Below are 15,272 nucleotides of genomic sequence, written 5' to 3' on the forward strand. Positions count from 1 at the left end.
GATCCTCGATGATCTGGCGCGCGGACGCTCGCCGCATCCTGCGCGGCCATGGCTGGGGGTCTTCGCCCAGGAGATGGAGAACCACGTCGTGGTGGTCGGCATCTCTCCCAAGGGCCCCGCGGCCCGCGCCGAGATCAAGCCAGGCGATCTGATCCTGGCCGTCGACGGCAAGCCTGTCTCGGATCTGACCGAGTTCTACGCCGTGATGTGGAGTCTAGGCGAAGCCGGCGTGACCGTGCCCCTCAAGATCCTGCGCGAGGGCGACGCCTTCGAGGTCGAGGTCCGCTCAATGGACCGCAACGCGCTGCTCAAGAAGCGGCGGCTGAACTAGTCTTCCTCGTAGCCGCCGGGCGGGCCGCTTTCGAAGGTCAGCAGGTCTCCCGGCTGGCATTGCAGCTCACGGCACAGGGCGTCCAGCGTCGAGAACCGCACCGCCCGGGCCTTGCCGGTCTTCAGGATCGACAGGTTGGCGATCGTTACGCCCACCCGGTCAGACAGTTCCGTCAGCGACATGCGGCGGTCCAGCAGCACGCGGTCAAGGTTCACGCGGACGGGCATAGAGAAATCGCTCCGGTTCAGATCGTCAGTTCGGCTTCGCGACGAAGGCGCGCGCCTTCGCGGAACACCTCGGCCAGCACGAACACCACCAGCACCGAAAACCAGGCGGTCAGGGTGAAGCTGTCGTCGATGACTTTCGTCTTGGGGGCCAGCCAGCGGGCCATGCCGGAAAAGACGTAGCGACCGACCTCTAGCCCGGCGAGCACCAGGCCAATCAGGCGCAGACGCACGACGTTGTCAGGGTGGAAGGGGTCGCCGGCGGTGAGGGTCGCGAAGATCTTGCGCAGACGCTCGACGATCACCATCCAGCCGCCGAGCAGCAGCGCCCAGGCCGCCAAGGCGCCAGCGAACAGCGGACCATCGCGACTGACGGCTTCGACCGCATCGCTGATGGGCAACATCGAGGCCAGCAATTCAGGATTGAAGCTGAACAGCAGGGCGACCAGCGTGAACAGCGACAGAAGGCTGACGAAGATCCACAGCCCGACGTAGATCACGTCCAGGATGATCTTCAGGAAACTCGAAACGGAGCCTGGCCCCAAAGCGCGCATGGCTGCTCCCCAACAGCGACGCTGAACAGAACGCCCCGCTTCGCAAGACGTCAAACGGCGACGTTCGCCGGACTTGGCCCTAGAGCGTTTGCGCCACGAACGCCACGGCCGAGACCGGCACGGCCACGATCAACGCGGCGGTGATGGCGGTCATGACGACCTTATCGGCGAGGCGGAACAGGCGGGCGGCGGACATCGGGGTTTCCGGTTCAAGACACGTGGCGCGCGCCGACGGTCGGGCGCTGTCCACGATCAACAAATAAGAGCCGATTTCCGTTCCGCCAATCACGATTATCGAAAAACGATATTAAACTATAGTAATGTTGCGTCGAGGTCCGACGGCGTGGCTCTACAGCCACAATCACCCGGCGCTGGGGTCGCTGGCCACCATCGAGCCCCGCTTCGACACGACCTCGAACCAAGCCGCGAGCGCTGGTCGTCCCTCGCGCCAGTCGATGACCCTTCGCGCGTCGAGATAGCCAAGCTGGGCCGCGACCGCGATCTCGCCGATGCCGAACCGATCGGTCGAAAGGCTCGCGCGCTCGAACAGATCCAGCGCCGCCGCGATCGCCTTCAGCTGACGATCGAACACGTCCTGCCGGTGCTCGCCCTCGGACCGCATGCGTTCGCGCACGACCAGCAGCGCCGCGTCTCCCATACCGTCGGCGGCGGCCTCCAGCGTCAGGGCGCGGTGGCGGTCGGGCTGGCTCTCGGGGATCAGGCGGGGCTGGGCCAGCCCGTCGAGAAAGTCGCAGATCACGGCGGAGTCGTAGACCGCTTCGCCATCGTCGGTGACCAGGGTCGGGACCTTGTTCAGCGGGTTCAGCACGCGGACGGCCTCATCCTGGTACGGGGCCGCCGGCTCCAATCCGATGCGATCGGCGAGACCTTTTTCGAGGGCCAGCACACGAACCTTGCGCGCAAAAGGCGACAGGGCGGAGTAAAGGAGCCGCATCGAACTGTTTTCCTTGGCTGCCTGGAGGGACGAATGGCGCTGAAGCTTGAGATGGGAATGAAGCTTGTGGCCGCCACCCACAATCCTGGCAAGGTTCCCGAGATCATGGCCTTGCTGGACGGCCGCTTCGAGATCGTCACGGCGGGCCAGCTGGGTTTGCCGGAGCCGGAAGAGACCGAGAGCACCTTCGTCGGCAACGCCCTGCTCAAGGCCCGCCACGCGGCCGACCGTTCTGGTCTGGTCGCCCTGGCCGATGACTCTGGCCTCTCGATCGCCGCGCTGGGCGGCTCGCCCGGCGTCTACTCGGCCCGATGGGCTGGGCCTGGCAAGGACTTCGCGGCGGCCATGCGCAAGGTCGAGGAGCGCCTGGAGGAGACGGGCTCGGATGATCGCTCGGCGTGGTTCACCTCGGCCTTGGCCGTGGCCTGGCCGAATGGCCCAGCGGTCGTCGTCGAGGGCCGCATCGACGGCGCCCTGAGCTTCCCGCCGCGCGGCGACCGCGGCTTCGGCTACGACCCGATCTTTGTTCCAGAGGGTCACGAGACGACCTTCGGCGAGATGGAGCCCGCCGCGAAGGACGCCATGAGCCATCGCGCGCGCGCCTTCGCCAAGCTGAAGGCGGCGCTGTTTGAGTGACCGGACGGAGCTGGGCGTCTACGTCCACTGGCCCTACTGCGCGCGCATCTGCCCCTATTGCGACTTCAACGTCGTCCGCGACCGGGGAAGGACCGAAGAGCAGGCGGCGCTGGCCGACGCCATCGTCGCGGACCTCGAAGCCCAGCGCGCCCTGACTGGCGAACGGACCCTGCTGTCGATCTTTTTCGGCGGCGGCACGCCCTCCCTGATGGATCCAGCGCAGGTGGCCCGGGTGATCGAGACGGCCAAACGCCTCTGGTCCCCAGCGAACGACCTGGAGATCAGCCTGGAGGCCAATCCGACGGACGCGGAGACCGATCGCTTCGCCGCCCTGGCCGACGCGGGCGTTCAGAGGCTGTCGCTCGGCGTCCAGGCGCTGGACGACAACGCCTTGAAGACACTGGGCCGCAACCATGACGCCGACGCCGCGCGACGAGCCATGGCGGCGGCTCGTCGCGCCTTTCCGCGACTCTCGATCGATCTGATCTATGCGCGCCCCGGCCAATCCGACGCCGCCTGGCGGGCCGAGCTGGCGGAGGCCCTGGCGGCGGAACCGGAACACGTCTCGCCCTACCAACTGACCATCGAGGCGGGCACAGCCTTCGATCGGGCCGTGGGTCGCGGAACACTGAAGGTCCCTGATGAGGACTTGGCCGCCACCCTGTTCGAGACGACGCAGGAGGTTCTCGAGGCAGCGGGCTTCGACGCCTACGAGGTGTCGAACCACGCGCGTGGCGAGGCGGCGCGTTCGCGGCATAACCTCGTCTACTGGCGTGGCGTGGACTATATCGGCGTCGGCCCCGGCGCGCACGGGCGGCTCGCCCTGCCCGACGGGCGCGCGGCAACGGTAGCCCACCGCGCGATCGGCGACTACGTCGCCGCTGTGGAACAGACGGGACTTGGCTTCACGAAGGAGGTCCTGACGCCGGAAGAGGCCGCCGAGGAGCGGCTGGTGCTCGGCTTGCGAATCGACGCGGGCGTTTCGTTCGACGAAATGAAGCCGCTGAATCTAAGGCCAGACACGCCCAAGGTGCGCGATCTCGTGGAGGCCGGCCTGCTGGTCGATGACCCCAATCGTTTGCGCGCCACACGGACGGGTCGTCTCGTCCTGGATCGGCTGACAGGCCTGCTCGCGACCTGATATGAGTATGGCCCGCGAAGGTTTAGCGCGGGCGAGTGCTACCAACTAAGATTGAGCGATATCCTAAGGACGCGTGATTTGAGCCGTCAGCCTCCCCCGCCCGCCCTGTCAGACGCGCCGCTCGCGCCGGGGCTCTATTTGGTGGCGACGCCGATCGGCAACCTGCGCGACATCACCCTGCGCGCCCTGGACGTACTGACGGGCTGCGACGTGCTGCTGGCCGAGGACACCCGGGTCACCGGAAAGCTGTTGTCCGCCTACGGAATCCGGACGCGGCTGGAGCGCCATGACGAACACGTCGCCGAGCGGACCATTCCTGGAATCCTCGAGCGTCTCGAGGCTGGAGAACGGGTCGCCCTGGTTTCGGACGCCGGCACGCCGACGGTCTCCGATCCAGGGTATCGCCTGGCGCGCGAAGCGATCGCGGCGGGCCACGCGGTCATTCCGATCCCCGGCGCCTCGGCCGCGCTGGCGGCCCTGACCCTGGCGGGCCTGCCCACGGATCGCTTCCTGTTCGCGGGCTTTCCGCCGCCCAAGAGCGCCGCGCGACGAACCTTCCTGGAAGAGTTCGCCAATGTCCGCGCCACGCTGATCTTCTACGAAGGCGCGTCCCGGGTCGCCGGCTCCCTTGCCGACATGGCGGCCGTATTCGGCCCAAGGCCGGCCGCGGTTTGCCGGGAGCTGACGAAGCTGTACGAGACCTGCGTACGCGGAAGCCTTGCGGAGCTGGCCGCTGATCCCAGGTTCGACGCGCCCAAGGGCGAGATCGTCATCCTGGTCGGCCCCGGGGTCGAGAAGGCCGCCAGCGCGGATGACGTCGACGCCGCCCTGCGGGAGGCGCTCTCGAGGCTCCCGCTCGGCGAGGCGGCCTCCGAGGTCGCCAAGGCCTTCGGCCTGTCACGCAAGGACCTCTATCGTCAGGCGCTGGCCCTCAAGGAGGCCGCGGGATGACGGCCGGCGCGCGCCAGATCCGGGGCGCGGCGGCGCGTAAGCTCGGCCGGCGCGCCGAGGTCCTGGCCGCGCTGTGGCTGATGGCCAAGGGCTATCGGATCCTGGGCTTCCGCCTGGCGACGCCTCTGGGCGAAATCGACCTTCTGGCGCAACGCGGCGGCGTCCTGGCCGTTGTGGAGGTCAAACAACGGGCCACCATCGAGGACGCCCTGGACGCCGTGACGCCCACCCAGCGCGATCGTCTGCGTCGCGCCGCCGCTCATCTGACCGCGCACCGGGCCGGCCTGCGCGCGCTTGAAACACGCCTCGACCTGATCGCCTTGTCGCCTGGCCGAGCGCCGCGCCATCTGCCCGATGCGTGGAGCGCGGAACTATCCCAAGGCGGCTCCCTATGACGCGCGAAGAGGCCGAAGATATCCTCACCCGCGCCGGCCAAGGCCCCGACGAGGGCTTTCCGCTATTTGAGGCGGCTCTGGCCTGCGCCGCGCACGACGATCCCAGCCGCGACACCGCTCCGGCCGAGGCCTTGGCCGCCGAGGCGATCGAACGCCTGCGCCGCCGTCTGGAAACGGAGTCGCCAGAGGAGGCGATCGCAGAGGCGCTAGCGGGCGACCTGCGCCTGACCGGCGACGTGCTGACCTACGATCACCCGGACAACGCGGATGTGATCGCCATCGCCCACCGGCGCAAGGGACTGCCCGTGGCGCTAGGGGTCTTCTACCTGCACGCGGCTCACGCCGTCGGACTGGAGGTTCACGGCGTCGACTTCCCCGGGCACTTCCTGCTGCGGATTGAGACCGACGAAGGGCCTTTGGCGCTGGACCCGTTCAGCGAAGGCCGCGTGGTCCTGCCGTCGGAGCTTTCCCGGCGCGCCCTTCGCACCGGCCTGATGCCGGACGTCGCCGCGCGGCTCGAGTTGCTAATGGCCCCGATCTCGGATCGCGCCGTGTTGATCCGCCTGCAGAACAACATCTTCGCGCGGGCCCAGCAGGCCAAGGACTGGGTTCGCGCTGAGCGGTCGGCCCTGCGGCGCGCCTTGCTCAATCCCAACGACCACCGCCCCTGGCTGGACGTCGCGGCCGCTCGCGAGGGTCAAGGCGCTCTGGCCGGGGCGCTTCAAGCCTTGTCCCGCGCCCAGGTGCTCGATGGCGGCGCGGCGATAGCGGCCCGGGCGGCGCGCGAGCGGATGCGGTTGCGCCTCAACTGACGCCTTGTCGGCATCCGAAGTTGGAGCCGCGCGCAAGAACGCCTAACTAAGCCGTCGCGCCCAGTCGCCGGAAGAACCCAGGAGCCCCCATGTCGCTGCGAGTCGCCGTCCAGATGGACCCCGTCCTCGGGATCAACATCGACACCGACACGACCTTCCTGATGATGATGGAGGCCCAGACCCGGGGCCACCGGCTGTGGTTCTACACTCCGGACAAGCTGTCGCTGGAGGACGGCCAAGTCTTCGCCCGCGCCCAGCCGCTGGAGGTCTTCGCGGAAAAGGGCGCCCACGCCAAGCTGGGCGAGCCCGTTCTGCTCGACATGAAGGACGACGTCGACGTGGTGCTGATGCGCCAGGACCCGCCGTTCGACATGGCCTACATCACCGCGACCCACTTCCTGGAGAAGGTCCATCCCGACACCCTGGTGGTGAACAATCCCGCCGAGGTGCGCAACGCGCCCGAGAAGCTGTTCGTCACCGACTTTCCGGGGGTGCAGCCGCCGACCCTGATCACCAGCGACCACGACGCCATCTACGACTTCCGGGCTCGCCACGGCGACATCGTGCTGAAGCCTCTCTACGGTGGCGGCGGTTCCGGCGTGGCGCGCCTTCTGAAAGACGACCCGAACCTCGATGCGCTGCTCGAACTGCACGCCATGATCGGCCGCGAGCAGGTCATCGCCCAGAAGTTCGTGCCGGCTGTCAGCAAGGGCGATAAGCGCGTCCTGCTGGTCGACGGCGAACCCGTCGGCGCGATCAACCGCGTGCCGGCGGACGGTCAGGTGCGCTCCAACCTGCGTGTCGGCGGGCGCGCGGAAGCGGTCGAATTGACGCCTCGCGACATCGAGCTTTGCAAGATCATCGGTCCCGAGCTGAAGCGCCGTGGACTGATCTTTGTCGGCATCGACGTCATTGGCGAGTACCTGACGGAAATCAACGTAACGTCGCCCACCGGCGCCCAACAGCTGTTGCGTTTCAGCGGCGTCAACGCCGCCGCTGTACTTTGGGATCGCATCGAGGACATTCGCGGAGTCCGTGGGTAACTTTTCCCAACTCTCGGATTTTCCCGAAACGTTCGTTTTTCGTTCTTGCTCCTCCCCGCAAGCTATGCTGCAAGTTGTGGATAAATTGATCATCCGCAAGGCAAGAGCATGGCGGCCACAGTCGTCACGGTGGCGTTCGAAGGGGTAGAGGCGCGAAGGGTCGACGTCGAGGTCCAGCTCACGACGGGGCAACACGCTTTCGTCGTCGTTGGCCTCGCCGACAAGGCCGTGGCCGAGAGCCGCGAGCGGGTGCGCGGCGCCTTCGCGGGCCTCGGCCTATCCCTGCCCGGCAAACGCATCGTCGCCAATCTCGCACCGGCGGACATGCCCAAGGAGGGCACCCATTTCGATCTGCCGATCGCCCTGGCGGTGATGGCGGCGCTTGGCGTCATTCCGCTGGACGCCCTAGATGGATGGGCGGCGATGGGCGAACTGTCGCTGGATGGCCGCATCGTCCCGGCCGCCGGCGCGCTTCCCGCCGCCATGGCGGCTGGAGCCATGGACCTTGGCCTGATCTGTCCGGAAGCGTCTGGGCCTGAGGCCGCCTGGGCCGGCGGAACCCGGATCCTGGCGCCCCGCTCCCTGGTGTCGCTGATCAATCACTTCCGGGGCAGCCAGGTCCTCTCCGCGCCGACGCCTGGCCCTATCGTCGAAGGCGAACGGCCCAAGGACCTTCGCGACGTGAAGGGTCAAGAGCACGCCAAGCGCGCCTTGGAGATCGCCGCCGCCGGCGGTCACAATCTGCTGTTCTGCGGTCCGCCGGGCTCCGGCAAGTCGATGTTGGCGCAAAGGCTGCCCGGTCTGCTGCCGCCGCTGACCTCCGCCGAGTTGCTCGAGACCTCGATGGTTCATTCGGTGGCCGGGCTGATCGCGCGCGGGACGCTCAGCCGCTCCCGGCCATTCCGGGCTCCGCACCACAGCGCCAGCATGGCCGCCCTGACCGGCGGCGGCCATCGCGCCAAGCCGGGCGAGGTGTCGCTCGCGCATAACGGCGTCCTGTTCCTGGACGAGCTGCCGGAGTTCGGGGTGCAGGCGCTCGACAGCCTTCGCGCGCCCTTGGAGACCGGCGAGGTGATGGTGGCCCGCGCCAACGCCCACATCCGCTATCCGGCCAGGGTGCAGCTGGTCGCGGCGATGAACCCCTGCCGTTGCGGTCACGGCGGCGCGGGACGCGGCGCCTGTGGCAAGGCCCCCCGGTGTCAGAAGGACTACCAGGGCCGTGTGTCGGGCCCGCTGATGGACCGGATCGACCTGGCGGTCGACATGCCGGCCGTGACGGCGGCCGATCTTTCCTTGCCGCCGCCCTCCGAAGGCACAGCCGAGGTCGCCGCCCGGGTCGCCCGCGCTCGTCGCCTGCAGGCGGAGCGCGCCGCTGACCTGGATGGCGGCGAAGCGCTGAATGGCCGCGCGGAGGGCGCCTTTCTTGAGCGGATCACCGGCCTGGACGAGCCTGGCAGAGCCCTGCTGGCGCGCGCGGCGGAGGCGGGACGCATCAGCGCCAGAGGCTGGACCCGCGTCTTGCGCCTGGCGCGCACGATCGCGGATCTGGAAGGCTCGGCGGGAGTTCGGCGCGTCCACGTCGCCGAGGCGCTGGCCTATCGGCGCACAGCCAGCGTCGGCGAGGAGGCCCTACAGGGTTGACCCGCCGTTAATGGCCTCCAGCTAAGGTCGCGCCTCATGAGCGACCCCAAAGCGACGAGTGGGCGACCCGGCGTCACGCCCGAGCAGCTGGCCACCCTGAGCCATGAATTTCGCACGCCGTTGAACGGCGTGCTGGGCATGGCGCGCCTGCTCGAGAACACCAAGCTGACGGCCGAGCAGCGGTCCTATGTGACCGCCCTGCGCGAGAGCGGCGACCACCTGCTTTCGCTGGTCAATGACGTCCTGCATTTCGCCCGCCTCGGCGCCGCCTCGATCGAGCTGAGCCTCGCGCCGGTCGATATCGAGAGCCTGCTGCGGCAAGTCGCCGAACTGATGAGCCCCCGTGCGCACGAAAAGGGCGTGGAGATCGCTTGGGCCCTGACGGCGCCTCTGCCGGTGATCCGGGCCGACGAAGGCCGCCTTCGCCAGATCCTGCTCAATTTCGCCGGCAACGCCGTCAAGTTCACGGAAGCTGGCGGCGTACTGCTGTCGGCCTCGGCTGGCGAGAACGGTCGGGTGCGTTTCTCGGTCGCCGACACCGGGCCGGGCGTTGCGCCCGAGGCCCGGGCTCGCATTTTCGAGGCGTTCGTCCAGACCGACATCACCCACAGCACCCAGCTCGGCGGCGCGGGCCTTGGCCTCGCCATCGTTTCGCGCCTGGCCTCGGCCATGGGCGGCGAGGTCGGCGTGGGCGGCGAAGTGGGCCACGGCGCCGAGTTCTGGTTCGAAGCTCCGTTCGAGACGGCTACGCCCGCCGCCCGCGAAGCGCCGCTATCCGGTCGCAACGTGGCGATCGCCTCGCCCAACGCCATTGTCCGCATCGCCACCGCCCGTCAGATCGAGGCGGCCGGCGGCCGGGCCTTCACCGCCGTCGACGTCAACGCCGCTATGACCGGCGCGCCCGTCGACGCCGTCCTGCTGATCGATGCGGCCTTGTCCGGGTCCCGCGGCGCGTTCAAGCCGCCGGCGGGCCGCAAGGCCGTGGTCCTGCTCACGCCCGAGCAGCGCGATCGCATCGATCCGCTGAAGGCCGCCGGCTTCAGCGGCTATCTGATCAAACCGCTGCGAGCCGCCTCCCTGGTCGCCCAGGTGCTGCAAGCCGACACCGCCGAGGCCGCGCCGGGTCCCAACGCCCATCACGATGACGACCGTATCGCCGGCGCCGTGGCTCATGGGGTGCGGGTGCTGCTGGCCGAGGACAACCCGATCAACGCCTTGCTGGCCCGCACCCTGCTGGAGCGCGAAGGCTGCAAGGTCGACCGCGTCGCCGACGGCGAACAGGCGATCGCGGCCGCCGTGGCGGGCTCCTACGATCTGATCTTGATGGATCTGCGCATGCCTGGCATGTCGGGGGTCGACGCCGCCCGCGCCCTGCGCGCTAAAGGCGTCGCCGCTCCGATCGCCGCGCTGACGGCGGACGCCTTCGACGAGGACAAGCGCGCCTGCCTGGCCGCCGGCATGGACGACTTCCTGGTCAAGCCGCTGACCCAGGAGGCGCTGCGCGACGTGCTGACTCGCTGGACCACGTCTGGCGTCGCCGCCTGGACGAAAAGCGCGACGCGATCCAAGGTCGCCGGCTGAAGCGGGGGCGGTTCCCTCGCCGGGGATTCCGCCGCATGACCGAGCAGACCGAGGGCGCCAAGACCAAGCCCGAGAAGAAGAGCCTGCTGCAAACCCTCGCCTTCTTCGGCGAGCGCCGCAGCCTGGTGATGCTGGGTCTCGGCTTCGCGTCCGGCCTGCCCTACATGCTGATCTTCGACACCCTGTCGCTGTGGCTGCGGGACGCGGGCCTGTCGCTGGCGGTGATCGGCTTTTTCAGCCTGGCCACCCTGTCGTTCTCCTTCAAGTTCCTCTGGGCTCCACTGATCGATCGGGCCAAGGTGCCGGTGCTGCATCGCCTGCTGGGGCATCGGCGCGCCTGGATGCTCATCTTTCAGACCGGGATGATCCTGGGACTTTGGATGATATCGGGCCTCGACCCGTCCACGAACCTCGTCCTTCTCGGCGCCGTCGCCGTGGCGGTCGGTTTCGCGACCGCCTCGCACGACATCGTCATCGACGCCTGGCGTATCGAGGTCGCCAACGATGAAGAGCAAGGCCCCATGGTGGTCGCCTACCAATGGGGGTTCCGCGTCGCCATGATCGCGGCCGGCGCCGTACCGCTTCTGCTCGCCGAGCACTATGGGTGGAACATCTCCTACGCCGTCATGGGAATAGTCGTGGGCGTCGGCCTGCTCGCGACCATGTGGGCGCCCCGCGAAGCCGAGCACACCATTCGTCCGATCCCAACCGACGACGTCAAACAGCCCAAGTCTCTTGAGATTGTCGAGTGGCTTGGGCGTCTGGTGATTCTACTCGCGGGCGCCTTGGTCCTAGGCTCCGGGCTGGCAGGCGACGCCACGGTGCTTTCCAAGCTGATCGGAGGACAGGCGCTGGCGGACGCCTGGACCGCGAAGCCGAACGGCGTCTGGCTGCAATTGCTCGGCGTCGCCTGCGGTCTCGCCATCGTCGTGATCGCCGCTTGGCCGATCCCGAAGGTGCGCACCAAGCCCGGCGTCTACATGTCGAAGGCGTTCGGCGAGCCGCTGGGCGAATTCCTGACGCGGTTCCAAGGCGTCGCCGGCCTGATCCTGGCGGCGATCTGCGTCTATCGCGTTTCGGACTTCGTGCTGAACATCATGAACCCGTTCTATCGAGACATGGGCTTCTCGCTGACTGAGATCGCCGAGATCCGGAAAGTGTTCGGCATCATCGCCTCCATGATCGGCGTCTTCCTGGGCGGGGTGGTCGTGGCGCGCCTGGGCCTGATGAAGGCGCTGGTCATCGGCGCCTTCGCCCAGCCGATCAGCAACCTGATGTTCGCCCTGCTAGCCATGAGCGGTCACAACATCCCCATGCTGTTCACGGCGATCTGCCTGGACAACATCGCCGGCGGCGTCGCGGGCACGGCCCTGATCGCCTACATGTCGAGCCTGACCTCGGCGGGCTTCACCGCCACCCAGTACGCGCTGTTCTCGTCGCTGTACGCCCTGCCCGGCAAGCTGGTCGCCTCGCAGTCCGGCCGCATCGTCGAGGCCTCCGCCCAGGCGGCCGAGCATGGCGGTCCGATCGCCGTGCTCAAGGGCCTGTTCACGCGCCTGCCGCCGGAGAGCTTCACCGCCGCCGGGGCCAAGCTTGGCGTCAGCGCCCAGGCCATGGCGGCGGGGTACACAGCCTTCTTCATCTACACGGCGTTGATCGGCCTCGTGGCGATCGTGCTGTCGTTCATGGTCGCGGCGCGCCAAAAGCCAGACGAGACTCTCGCCGAGGCCTAGACCGCCAGGCACACCACCTGGGCCACGCGCAGGTCACGGCGCAGGCCGTCGGCCACGCGGCCGTAGTTCTCGGTGGTGATCGGCTCGCTCGGCGCGAACTCCGAAGGCGACGGATGGCGACGGGGGCCCAATAGCGTCTTCAGGGTCTCGGGCGCGGTCGTGTAGATGCGCCCGCGACGCGGGGCCTCGGCGACGGTGACGCCGATCACCCGGCCGGCCGCGTCCAGCGCGGGCGCGCCGGACAGACCCGACAGCGTGCCCTTCAGGGTGTCGGTGCGGCCAACCTCGGCCCAGACCAGCACCGGCTCAGTGCGCGCGCCCCGACCATGGACCACCAGGTTCTCGCGTCCCAGCAATCGCGAAGCCGCCTCGCCCGGATGGCCCTGCGGGAAGCCGGGATGGTAGGCCCGCGCGCCGCGGCGTAGAGGCTGATCGATGCCGAGCGGTACGGCGGGCGCGCCGCCCTCGGTGGTCAGAAGCGCCGCGTCGGCGCGCGCGTCGACATGGACCCTGGCCGCGACACCGCGCCCGTCGGCGACCACGATCGCAGCCTGCTTACAGCCATCGACCACGTGCCGCGCGGTCAGCCAGGCGCCGTCGTCGCCGATCGAGAAGGCGGTGCCCGATCCCGGCTCGGGCCGCTCGGGCACCTGCACCACGATGGACGGATCGAACGGCGAGGACGGTCCCAGCGGCAATCCCTCCTCGCCAGGCACCGGCGGCGGCGGCGGCGGAGCGTCGGATCGCTCCTGCCGGCCCACGGCGACGACCAGCAGAGCGCTGACCACCACCGCATAGACCAGCCAGTCAGGGAGCTTGGGAAAATGCATGGGGACGCTCCGCGTCCGCTCAGCCGGCCACGGCGGCGGCTAAGATTAGAGCCGTGGCGAGTTTGGCGCCGACCAGCAGGGCGGCGGCCGAGATCTCGCCGTCCTGAATGCGTTCGGGCAACCCCTTCAGGACCATATCGGTGCAACGGAAAACGAGCAGTTGCACGGCCGTGGTCGCCGCGCCCCAGATGACAATCTCGACCACCGACGTCGCCGCGCTCAGCGACACCGCCAGAGGAACGGCGAGACCCACCATCACCCCGCCCAGAGACAGGGCGGCCGCGGAGTTGCCCTCGCGGATCAGCGTGATCTCCTTGTGCGGCGTCATCAGCGCATAGAGCGTCGTGCCCAGGATCAACATGATCAAGGTCACCCCCGCATGCAGGAGGGTGATCGGAAACCCGGTGGCGAAGGCCTGGACCTCGGGCGACTGAAGCTGGGAAGGCATGGACGCGGACTACCCCCGGAAAGGTGCAGCCTCCTGACTAACACGGCAGGCCAAGGCTTGCGTAGGGGGCGCGTGTGCGACCGAATTACTTGTAGAAGCCCTCTCTCAGATTGAGGCCGTGCTCGACGAAGACCTTCAGGGCGCAGAGCATGCCGGTCCAGCCCTCGCAATTGCCGAACGCGGCCTTCTCGCCCGCCGGGGTTTCGCTCCAACCCGCCTCGTGAATCTTCACGAGGGTACGCCCGTCTCCGGTGTCGGCGAAGGTCATGGTGACCGTCGTCTTGTAGGTCGCGCCGGGCTCCGAGGCGCCCCAGCGAAGAACGATTTTCTCGTTCTGGACGACCTCGATCACCTCGACCGGGAAGGCGCCGGGGAAGTCGTGGAAATCCCAGGTCACGGTCGCACCGGTCTCGAGCCGCCCCTGAGCGCCGCCCGTCGTGAAGTAGCCGGAGAGCGTCTTGGGATCGACGACGGCCTCGAAGACCTCCGCGACGGGCTTGGCGATCCGGCCGCTGACGGTGAATTCGTGGGACATGGAGCCTCTCTATCCTTGATGGACGCGACAATGTGTTATAACATTATAACATGTCAAGCGAGGACGAAGCCGACCTTATCTTCAAGGCCTTGGGCCACCGGGCGCGGCGGCAAATCTTGGATCTGCTGAAGGCCGAGTCGCTGACAACCGGCATGCTGTGCGCGCGGTTTCCCGAACTGGACCGCTGCACGGTCATGCAACACCTGGGCGTCCTCGAAGAGGCTGGCCTGGTCGTCGCCGAGCGGCGCGGACGCGAGCGATGGAACCACCTGGACGCCCTGCCGATCCACGCCATCCACGAGCGCTGGATCGGTCCCTACGCGGCCTATGCGGCCAGCATGCTGAGCCGGCTGAAAAGGACGGTGGAAGAGAGCGAGGAGGCTTAGGCCGCCTCGTCGTCATCCTCGCTGAGCACGCCGGCCATCGCCGCCAGCGACAGCTTGCGTAGGGCGCTGGCGCGGACCTTCTCGCTCTCGCTCTTCAGCTGGCCGCAGGCGGCCAGGATGTCGCGACCGCGCGGGGTGCGGATCGGCGAGGAATAGCCGGCCTTGTTGAGGATCGCGGCGAAGGCCTCGATCGTCGCCCAGTCCGAGCACTGATAGTCGCTGCCCGGCCACGGATTGAACGGGATCAGGTTGATCTTGGCCGGGATGCCCTTGATCAGCTTGACGAGCGCGCGCGCCTCTTCGGGGCTGTCGTTGACGCCCTTCAGCATCACGTACTCGAAGGTCACCCGGCGAGCATTGGAGAGGCCCGGATAGGCCCGGATGCCGGCCATCAGCTCGGCGATCGGGTACTTCTTATTCAGCGGCACCAGGACGTCGCGCAGGGTGTCGTTGGTGGCGTGCAGGCTGATCGCCAGCATGGCCTGGGTCGTCTCGCCCAGCTTGCCCAGCATGGGCACGACGCCCGACGTGGAGACCGTGATCCGGCGACGCGAGATGCCGATGCCCTCGTTGTCGCTGATGATCTCGATGGCGTCGGCGACCTGACCCAGGTTGTAGAGCGGCTCGCCCATGCCCATGAACACGATGTTCGAGAGCTGGCGGTCCTCCTTGTCCGAGGGCCATTCGCCGAGGTCATCCTTGGCGACCTGCACCTGGGCGACGATCTCGGCCGTCGTCAGGTTACGGACCAGCGGCTGGGTGCCGGTATGGCAGAAGCTGCAGTTCAGCGTGCAGCCGACCTGGCTGGAGACGCACAGGGCCCCAGCGCGGCCGACGCCCGGAATGAAGACGCTCTCCACCTCGATGCCCGGCGCCATCCGGATCAGCCACTTGCGGGTGCCGTCCTGGCTGACCTGGCGTTCGACGATCTCGGGGCGGGCGATCGTGAAAGCCTCGGCCAGACGCGCCCGCGTCTCCTTGGCGACGTCGCTCATCGCGGCGAAGTCGGTCACGCCGCGATGGTGCATCCAACGGAAGATCTGGGTCGCCCGCATCTTGGCCTTGCCGTGCTCGAC

At 68.1% G+C, this 15,272-nt stretch carries 19 protein-coding genes; 11 read left to right on the plus strand and 8 right to left on the minus strand.

Annotated elements, in window-relative coordinates:
• Positions 1–331, plus strand: a 331-nt coding sequence (locus Q0379_RS15165; RefSeq protein ID WP_299010484.1) for a PDZ domain-containing protein, incomplete at its 5' end; no start/stop codon positions are given.
• On the opposite strand, the gene Q0379_RS15170 is transcribed toward Q0379_RS15165, so the two are convergent.
• From Q0379_RS15170 to Q0379_RS15185, 4 genes are all read right to left on the minus strand, one after another.
• Positions 328–558 carry a helix-turn-helix transcriptional regulator gene (locus tag Q0379_RS15170; RefSeq protein WP_299010487.1) on the minus strand — a complete coding sequence of 77 codons (231 nt, stop codon included), beginning with the start codon at positions 556–558 and terminating at the stop codon, positions 328–330. The genes Q0379_RS15165 and Q0379_RS15170 overlap by 4 nt on opposite strands.
• A 17-nt stretch (positions 559–575) precedes the next feature.
• Positions 576–1,109 (minus strand): DUF2975 domain-containing protein, encoded by a 534-nt coding sequence (locus tag Q0379_RS15175; RefSeq protein WP_013081064.1) that lies wholly within the window; start codon positions 1,107–1,109, stop codon positions 576–578.
• Positions 1,110–1,188: 79 nt separating this feature from the next.
• Complete coding sequence (locus Q0379_RS15180; protein WP_082769557.1) at positions 1,189–1,305, minus strand: hypothetical protein; 117 nt, start codon at positions 1,303–1,305, stop codon at positions 1,189–1,191.
• A 165-nt stretch (positions 1,306–1,470) separates the two neighbouring features.
• Positions 1,471–2,064 carry a glutathione S-transferase N-terminal domain-containing protein gene (locus tag Q0379_RS15185; RefSeq protein WP_299010495.1) on the minus strand — a complete coding sequence of 198 codons (594 nt, stop codon included), beginning with the start codon at positions 2,062–2,064 and terminating at the stop codon, positions 1,471–1,473.
• A 33-nt stretch (positions 2,065–2,097) separates the two neighbouring features.
• Here Q0379_RS15185 and rdgB point away from each other — a divergent pair, with 33 nt between their 5' ends.
• The 9 genes from rdgB to Q0379_RS15230 all read left to right on the plus strand — a co-directional run bounded on the left by rdgB (position 2,098) and on the right by Q0379_RS15230 (position 11,997).
• Entirely contained in the window at positions 2,098–2,700 is a 603-nt protein-coding gene (gene rdgB / locus Q0379_RS15190; protein WP_299010497.1) for an RdgB/HAM1 family non-canonical purine NTP pyrophosphatase, read from the plus strand.
• On the plus strand, positions 2,693–3,841 hold the full coding sequence (gene hemW / locus Q0379_RS15195) for a radical SAM family heme chaperone HemW (RefSeq protein ID WP_299010500.1): 1,149 nt from the start codon (positions 2,693–2,695) through the stop codon (positions 3,839–3,841). Before rdgB ends, hemW begins: the two co-directional genes overlap by 8 nt.
• 78 nt (positions 3,842–3,919) lie before the next feature.
• Positions 3,920–4,792, plus strand: coding sequence for a 16S rRNA (cytidine(1402)-2'-O)-methyltransferase (gene rsmI / locus Q0379_RS15200; protein WP_299010505.1), 873 nt, complete (start codon positions 3,920–3,922; stop codon positions 4,790–4,792).
• Positions 4,789–5,187 (plus strand): YraN family protein, encoded by a 399-nt coding sequence (locus Q0379_RS15205; RefSeq protein ID WP_299010508.1) that lies wholly within the window; start codon positions 4,789–4,791, stop codon positions 5,185–5,187. The genes rsmI and Q0379_RS15205 overlap by 4 nt, the downstream gene beginning before the upstream one ends.
• Positions 5,184–5,999: a transglutaminase family protein gene (locus Q0379_RS15210; protein WP_299010511.1), complete on the plus strand. Its 816-nt coding sequence runs from the start codon at positions 5,184–5,186 to the stop codon at positions 5,997–5,999. The genes Q0379_RS15205 and Q0379_RS15210 overlap by 4 nt, the downstream gene beginning before the upstream one ends.
• An 89-nt stretch (positions 6,000–6,088) precedes the next feature.
• Positions 6,089–7,042 (plus strand): glutathione synthase, encoded by a 954-nt coding sequence (gshB, locus tag Q0379_RS15215; RefSeq protein WP_299010514.1) that lies wholly within the window; start codon positions 6,089–6,091, stop codon positions 7,040–7,042.
• Between the two features lie 108 nt (positions 7,043–7,150).
• A complete protein-coding gene (locus Q0379_RS15220; RefSeq protein WP_299010517.1) occupies positions 7,151–8,683 on the plus strand; it encodes a YifB family Mg chelatase-like AAA ATPase in 1,533 nt (510 codons plus the stop codon).
• A 36-nt stretch (positions 8,684–8,719) separates the two neighbouring features.
• The gene (locus tag Q0379_RS15225; protein ID WP_299010520.1) at positions 8,720–10,264 is read left to right on the plus strand and encodes a response regulator; all 1,545 of its coding nucleotides are present in this window, start codon (positions 8,720–8,722) and stop codon (positions 10,262–10,264) included.
• 35 nt (positions 10,265–10,299) lie between these two features.
• Positions 10,300–11,997, plus strand: a complete 1,698-nt coding sequence (locus tag Q0379_RS15230) for an MFS transporter (RefSeq protein ID WP_299010523.1) — start codon at positions 10,300–10,302, stop codon at positions 11,995–11,997.
• Here Q0379_RS15230 and Q0379_RS15235 read toward each other — a convergent pair.
• The 3 genes from Q0379_RS15235 to Q0379_RS15245 all read right to left on the minus strand — a co-directional run bounded on the left by Q0379_RS15235 (position 11,994) and on the right by Q0379_RS15245 (position 13,810).
• On the minus strand, positions 11,994–12,827 hold the full coding sequence (locus Q0379_RS15235; protein WP_299010526.1) for a serine protease: 834 nt from the start codon (positions 12,825–12,827) through the stop codon (positions 11,994–11,996). The two genes, Q0379_RS15230 and Q0379_RS15235, sit on opposite strands and share 4 nt — an antisense overlap.
• Before the next feature lie 19 nt (positions 12,828–12,846).
• A complete protein-coding gene (locus tag Q0379_RS15240) occupies positions 12,847–13,275 on the minus strand; it encodes a DUF350 domain-containing protein (RefSeq protein WP_066687768.1) in 429 nt (142 codons plus the stop codon).
• Positions 13,276–13,360: 85 nt separating this feature from the next.
• A complete protein-coding gene (locus Q0379_RS15245; RefSeq protein WP_299010530.1) occupies positions 13,361–13,810 on the minus strand; it encodes an SRPBCC family protein in 450 nt (149 codons plus the stop codon).
• A 50-nt stretch (positions 13,811–13,860) separates the two neighbouring features.
• Here Q0379_RS15245 and Q0379_RS15250 point away from each other — a divergent pair, with 50 nt between their 5' ends.
• Positions 13,861–14,196 (plus strand): helix-turn-helix domain-containing protein, encoded by a 336-nt coding sequence (locus tag Q0379_RS15250; RefSeq protein ID WP_299010533.1) that lies wholly within the window; start codon positions 13,861–13,863, stop codon positions 14,194–14,196.
• Here Q0379_RS15250 and rlmN read toward each other — a convergent pair.
• On the minus strand, positions 14,193–15,272 hold a 1,080-nt coding region (gene rlmN, locus Q0379_RS15255), incomplete at its 5' end, for a 23S rRNA (adenine(2503)-C(2))-methyltransferase RlmN (protein ID WP_299010536.1). The two genes, Q0379_RS15250 and rlmN, sit on opposite strands and share 4 nt — an antisense overlap.

The sequence above is a fragment of the uncultured Caulobacter sp. genome, assembly GCF_937900395.1.
Taxonomy (GTDB): domain Bacteria; phylum Pseudomonadota; class Alphaproteobacteria; order Caulobacterales; family Caulobacteraceae; genus Caulobacter.

What these genes read in the sequence shown, in the direction of transcription:
- Q0379_RS15185 (WP_299010495.1), bottom strand. Translation starts at nt 2,064, where the DNA reads ATGCGGCTCCTTTACTCCGCCCTGTCGCCTTTTGCGCGCAAGGTTCGT.
- Q0379_RS15235 (WP_299010526.1), bottom strand. Translation starts at nt 12,827, where the DNA reads ATGCATTTTCCCAAGCTCCCTGACTGGCTGGTCTATGCGGTGGTGGTC.
- Q0379_RS15225 (WP_299010520.1), top strand. Translation starts at nt 8,720, where the DNA reads ATGAGCGACCCCAAAGCGACGAGTGGGCGACCCGGCGTCACGCCCGAG.
- rdgB (WP_299010497.1), top strand. Translation starts at nt 2,098, where the DNA reads ATGGCGCTGAAGCTTGAGATGGGAATGAAGCTTGTGGCCGCCACCCAC.
- Q0379_RS15170 (WP_299010487.1), bottom strand. Translation starts at nt 558, where the DNA reads ATGCCCGTCCGCGTGAACCTTGACCGCGTGCTGCTGGACCGCCGCATG.
- gshB (WP_299010514.1), top strand. Translation starts at nt 6,089, where the DNA reads ATGTCGCTGCGAGTCGCCGTCCAGATGGACCCCGTCCTCGGGATCAAC.
- Q0379_RS15220 (WP_299010517.1), top strand. Translation starts at nt 7,151, where the DNA reads ATGGCGGCCACAGTCGTCACGGTGGCGTTCGAAGGGGTAGAGGCGCGA.
- Q0379_RS15250 (WP_299010533.1), top strand. Translation starts at nt 13,861, where the DNA reads ATGTCAAGCGAGGACGAAGCCGACCTTATCTTCAAGGCCTTGGGCCAC.
- Q0379_RS15205 (WP_299010508.1), top strand. Translation starts at nt 4,789, where the DNA reads ATGACGGCCGGCGCGCGCCAGATCCGGGGCGCGGCGGCGCGTAAGCTC.
- Q0379_RS15240 (WP_066687768.1), bottom strand. Translation starts at nt 13,275, where the DNA reads ATGCCTTCCCAGCTTCAGTCGCCCGAGGTCCAGGCCTTCGCCACCGGG.
- Q0379_RS15175 (WP_013081064.1), bottom strand. Translation starts at nt 1,109, where the DNA reads ATGCGCGCTTTGGGGCCAGGCTCCGTTTCGAGTTTCCTGAAGATCATC.
- Q0379_RS15245 (WP_299010530.1), bottom strand. Translation starts at nt 13,810, where the DNA reads ATGTCCCACGAATTCACCGTCAGCGGCCGGATCGCCAAGCCCGTCGCG.
- Q0379_RS15210 (WP_299010511.1), top strand. Translation starts at nt 5,184, where the DNA reads ATGACGCGCGAAGAGGCCGAAGATATCCTCACCCGCGCCGGCCAAGGC.
- Q0379_RS15180 (WP_082769557.1), bottom strand. Translation starts at nt 1,305, where the DNA reads ATGTCCGCCGCCCGCCTGTTCCGCCTCGCCGATAAGGTCGTCATGACC.
- Q0379_RS15230 (WP_299010523.1), top strand. Translation starts at nt 10,300, where the DNA reads ATGACCGAGCAGACCGAGGGCGCCAAGACCAAGCCCGAGAAGAAGAGC.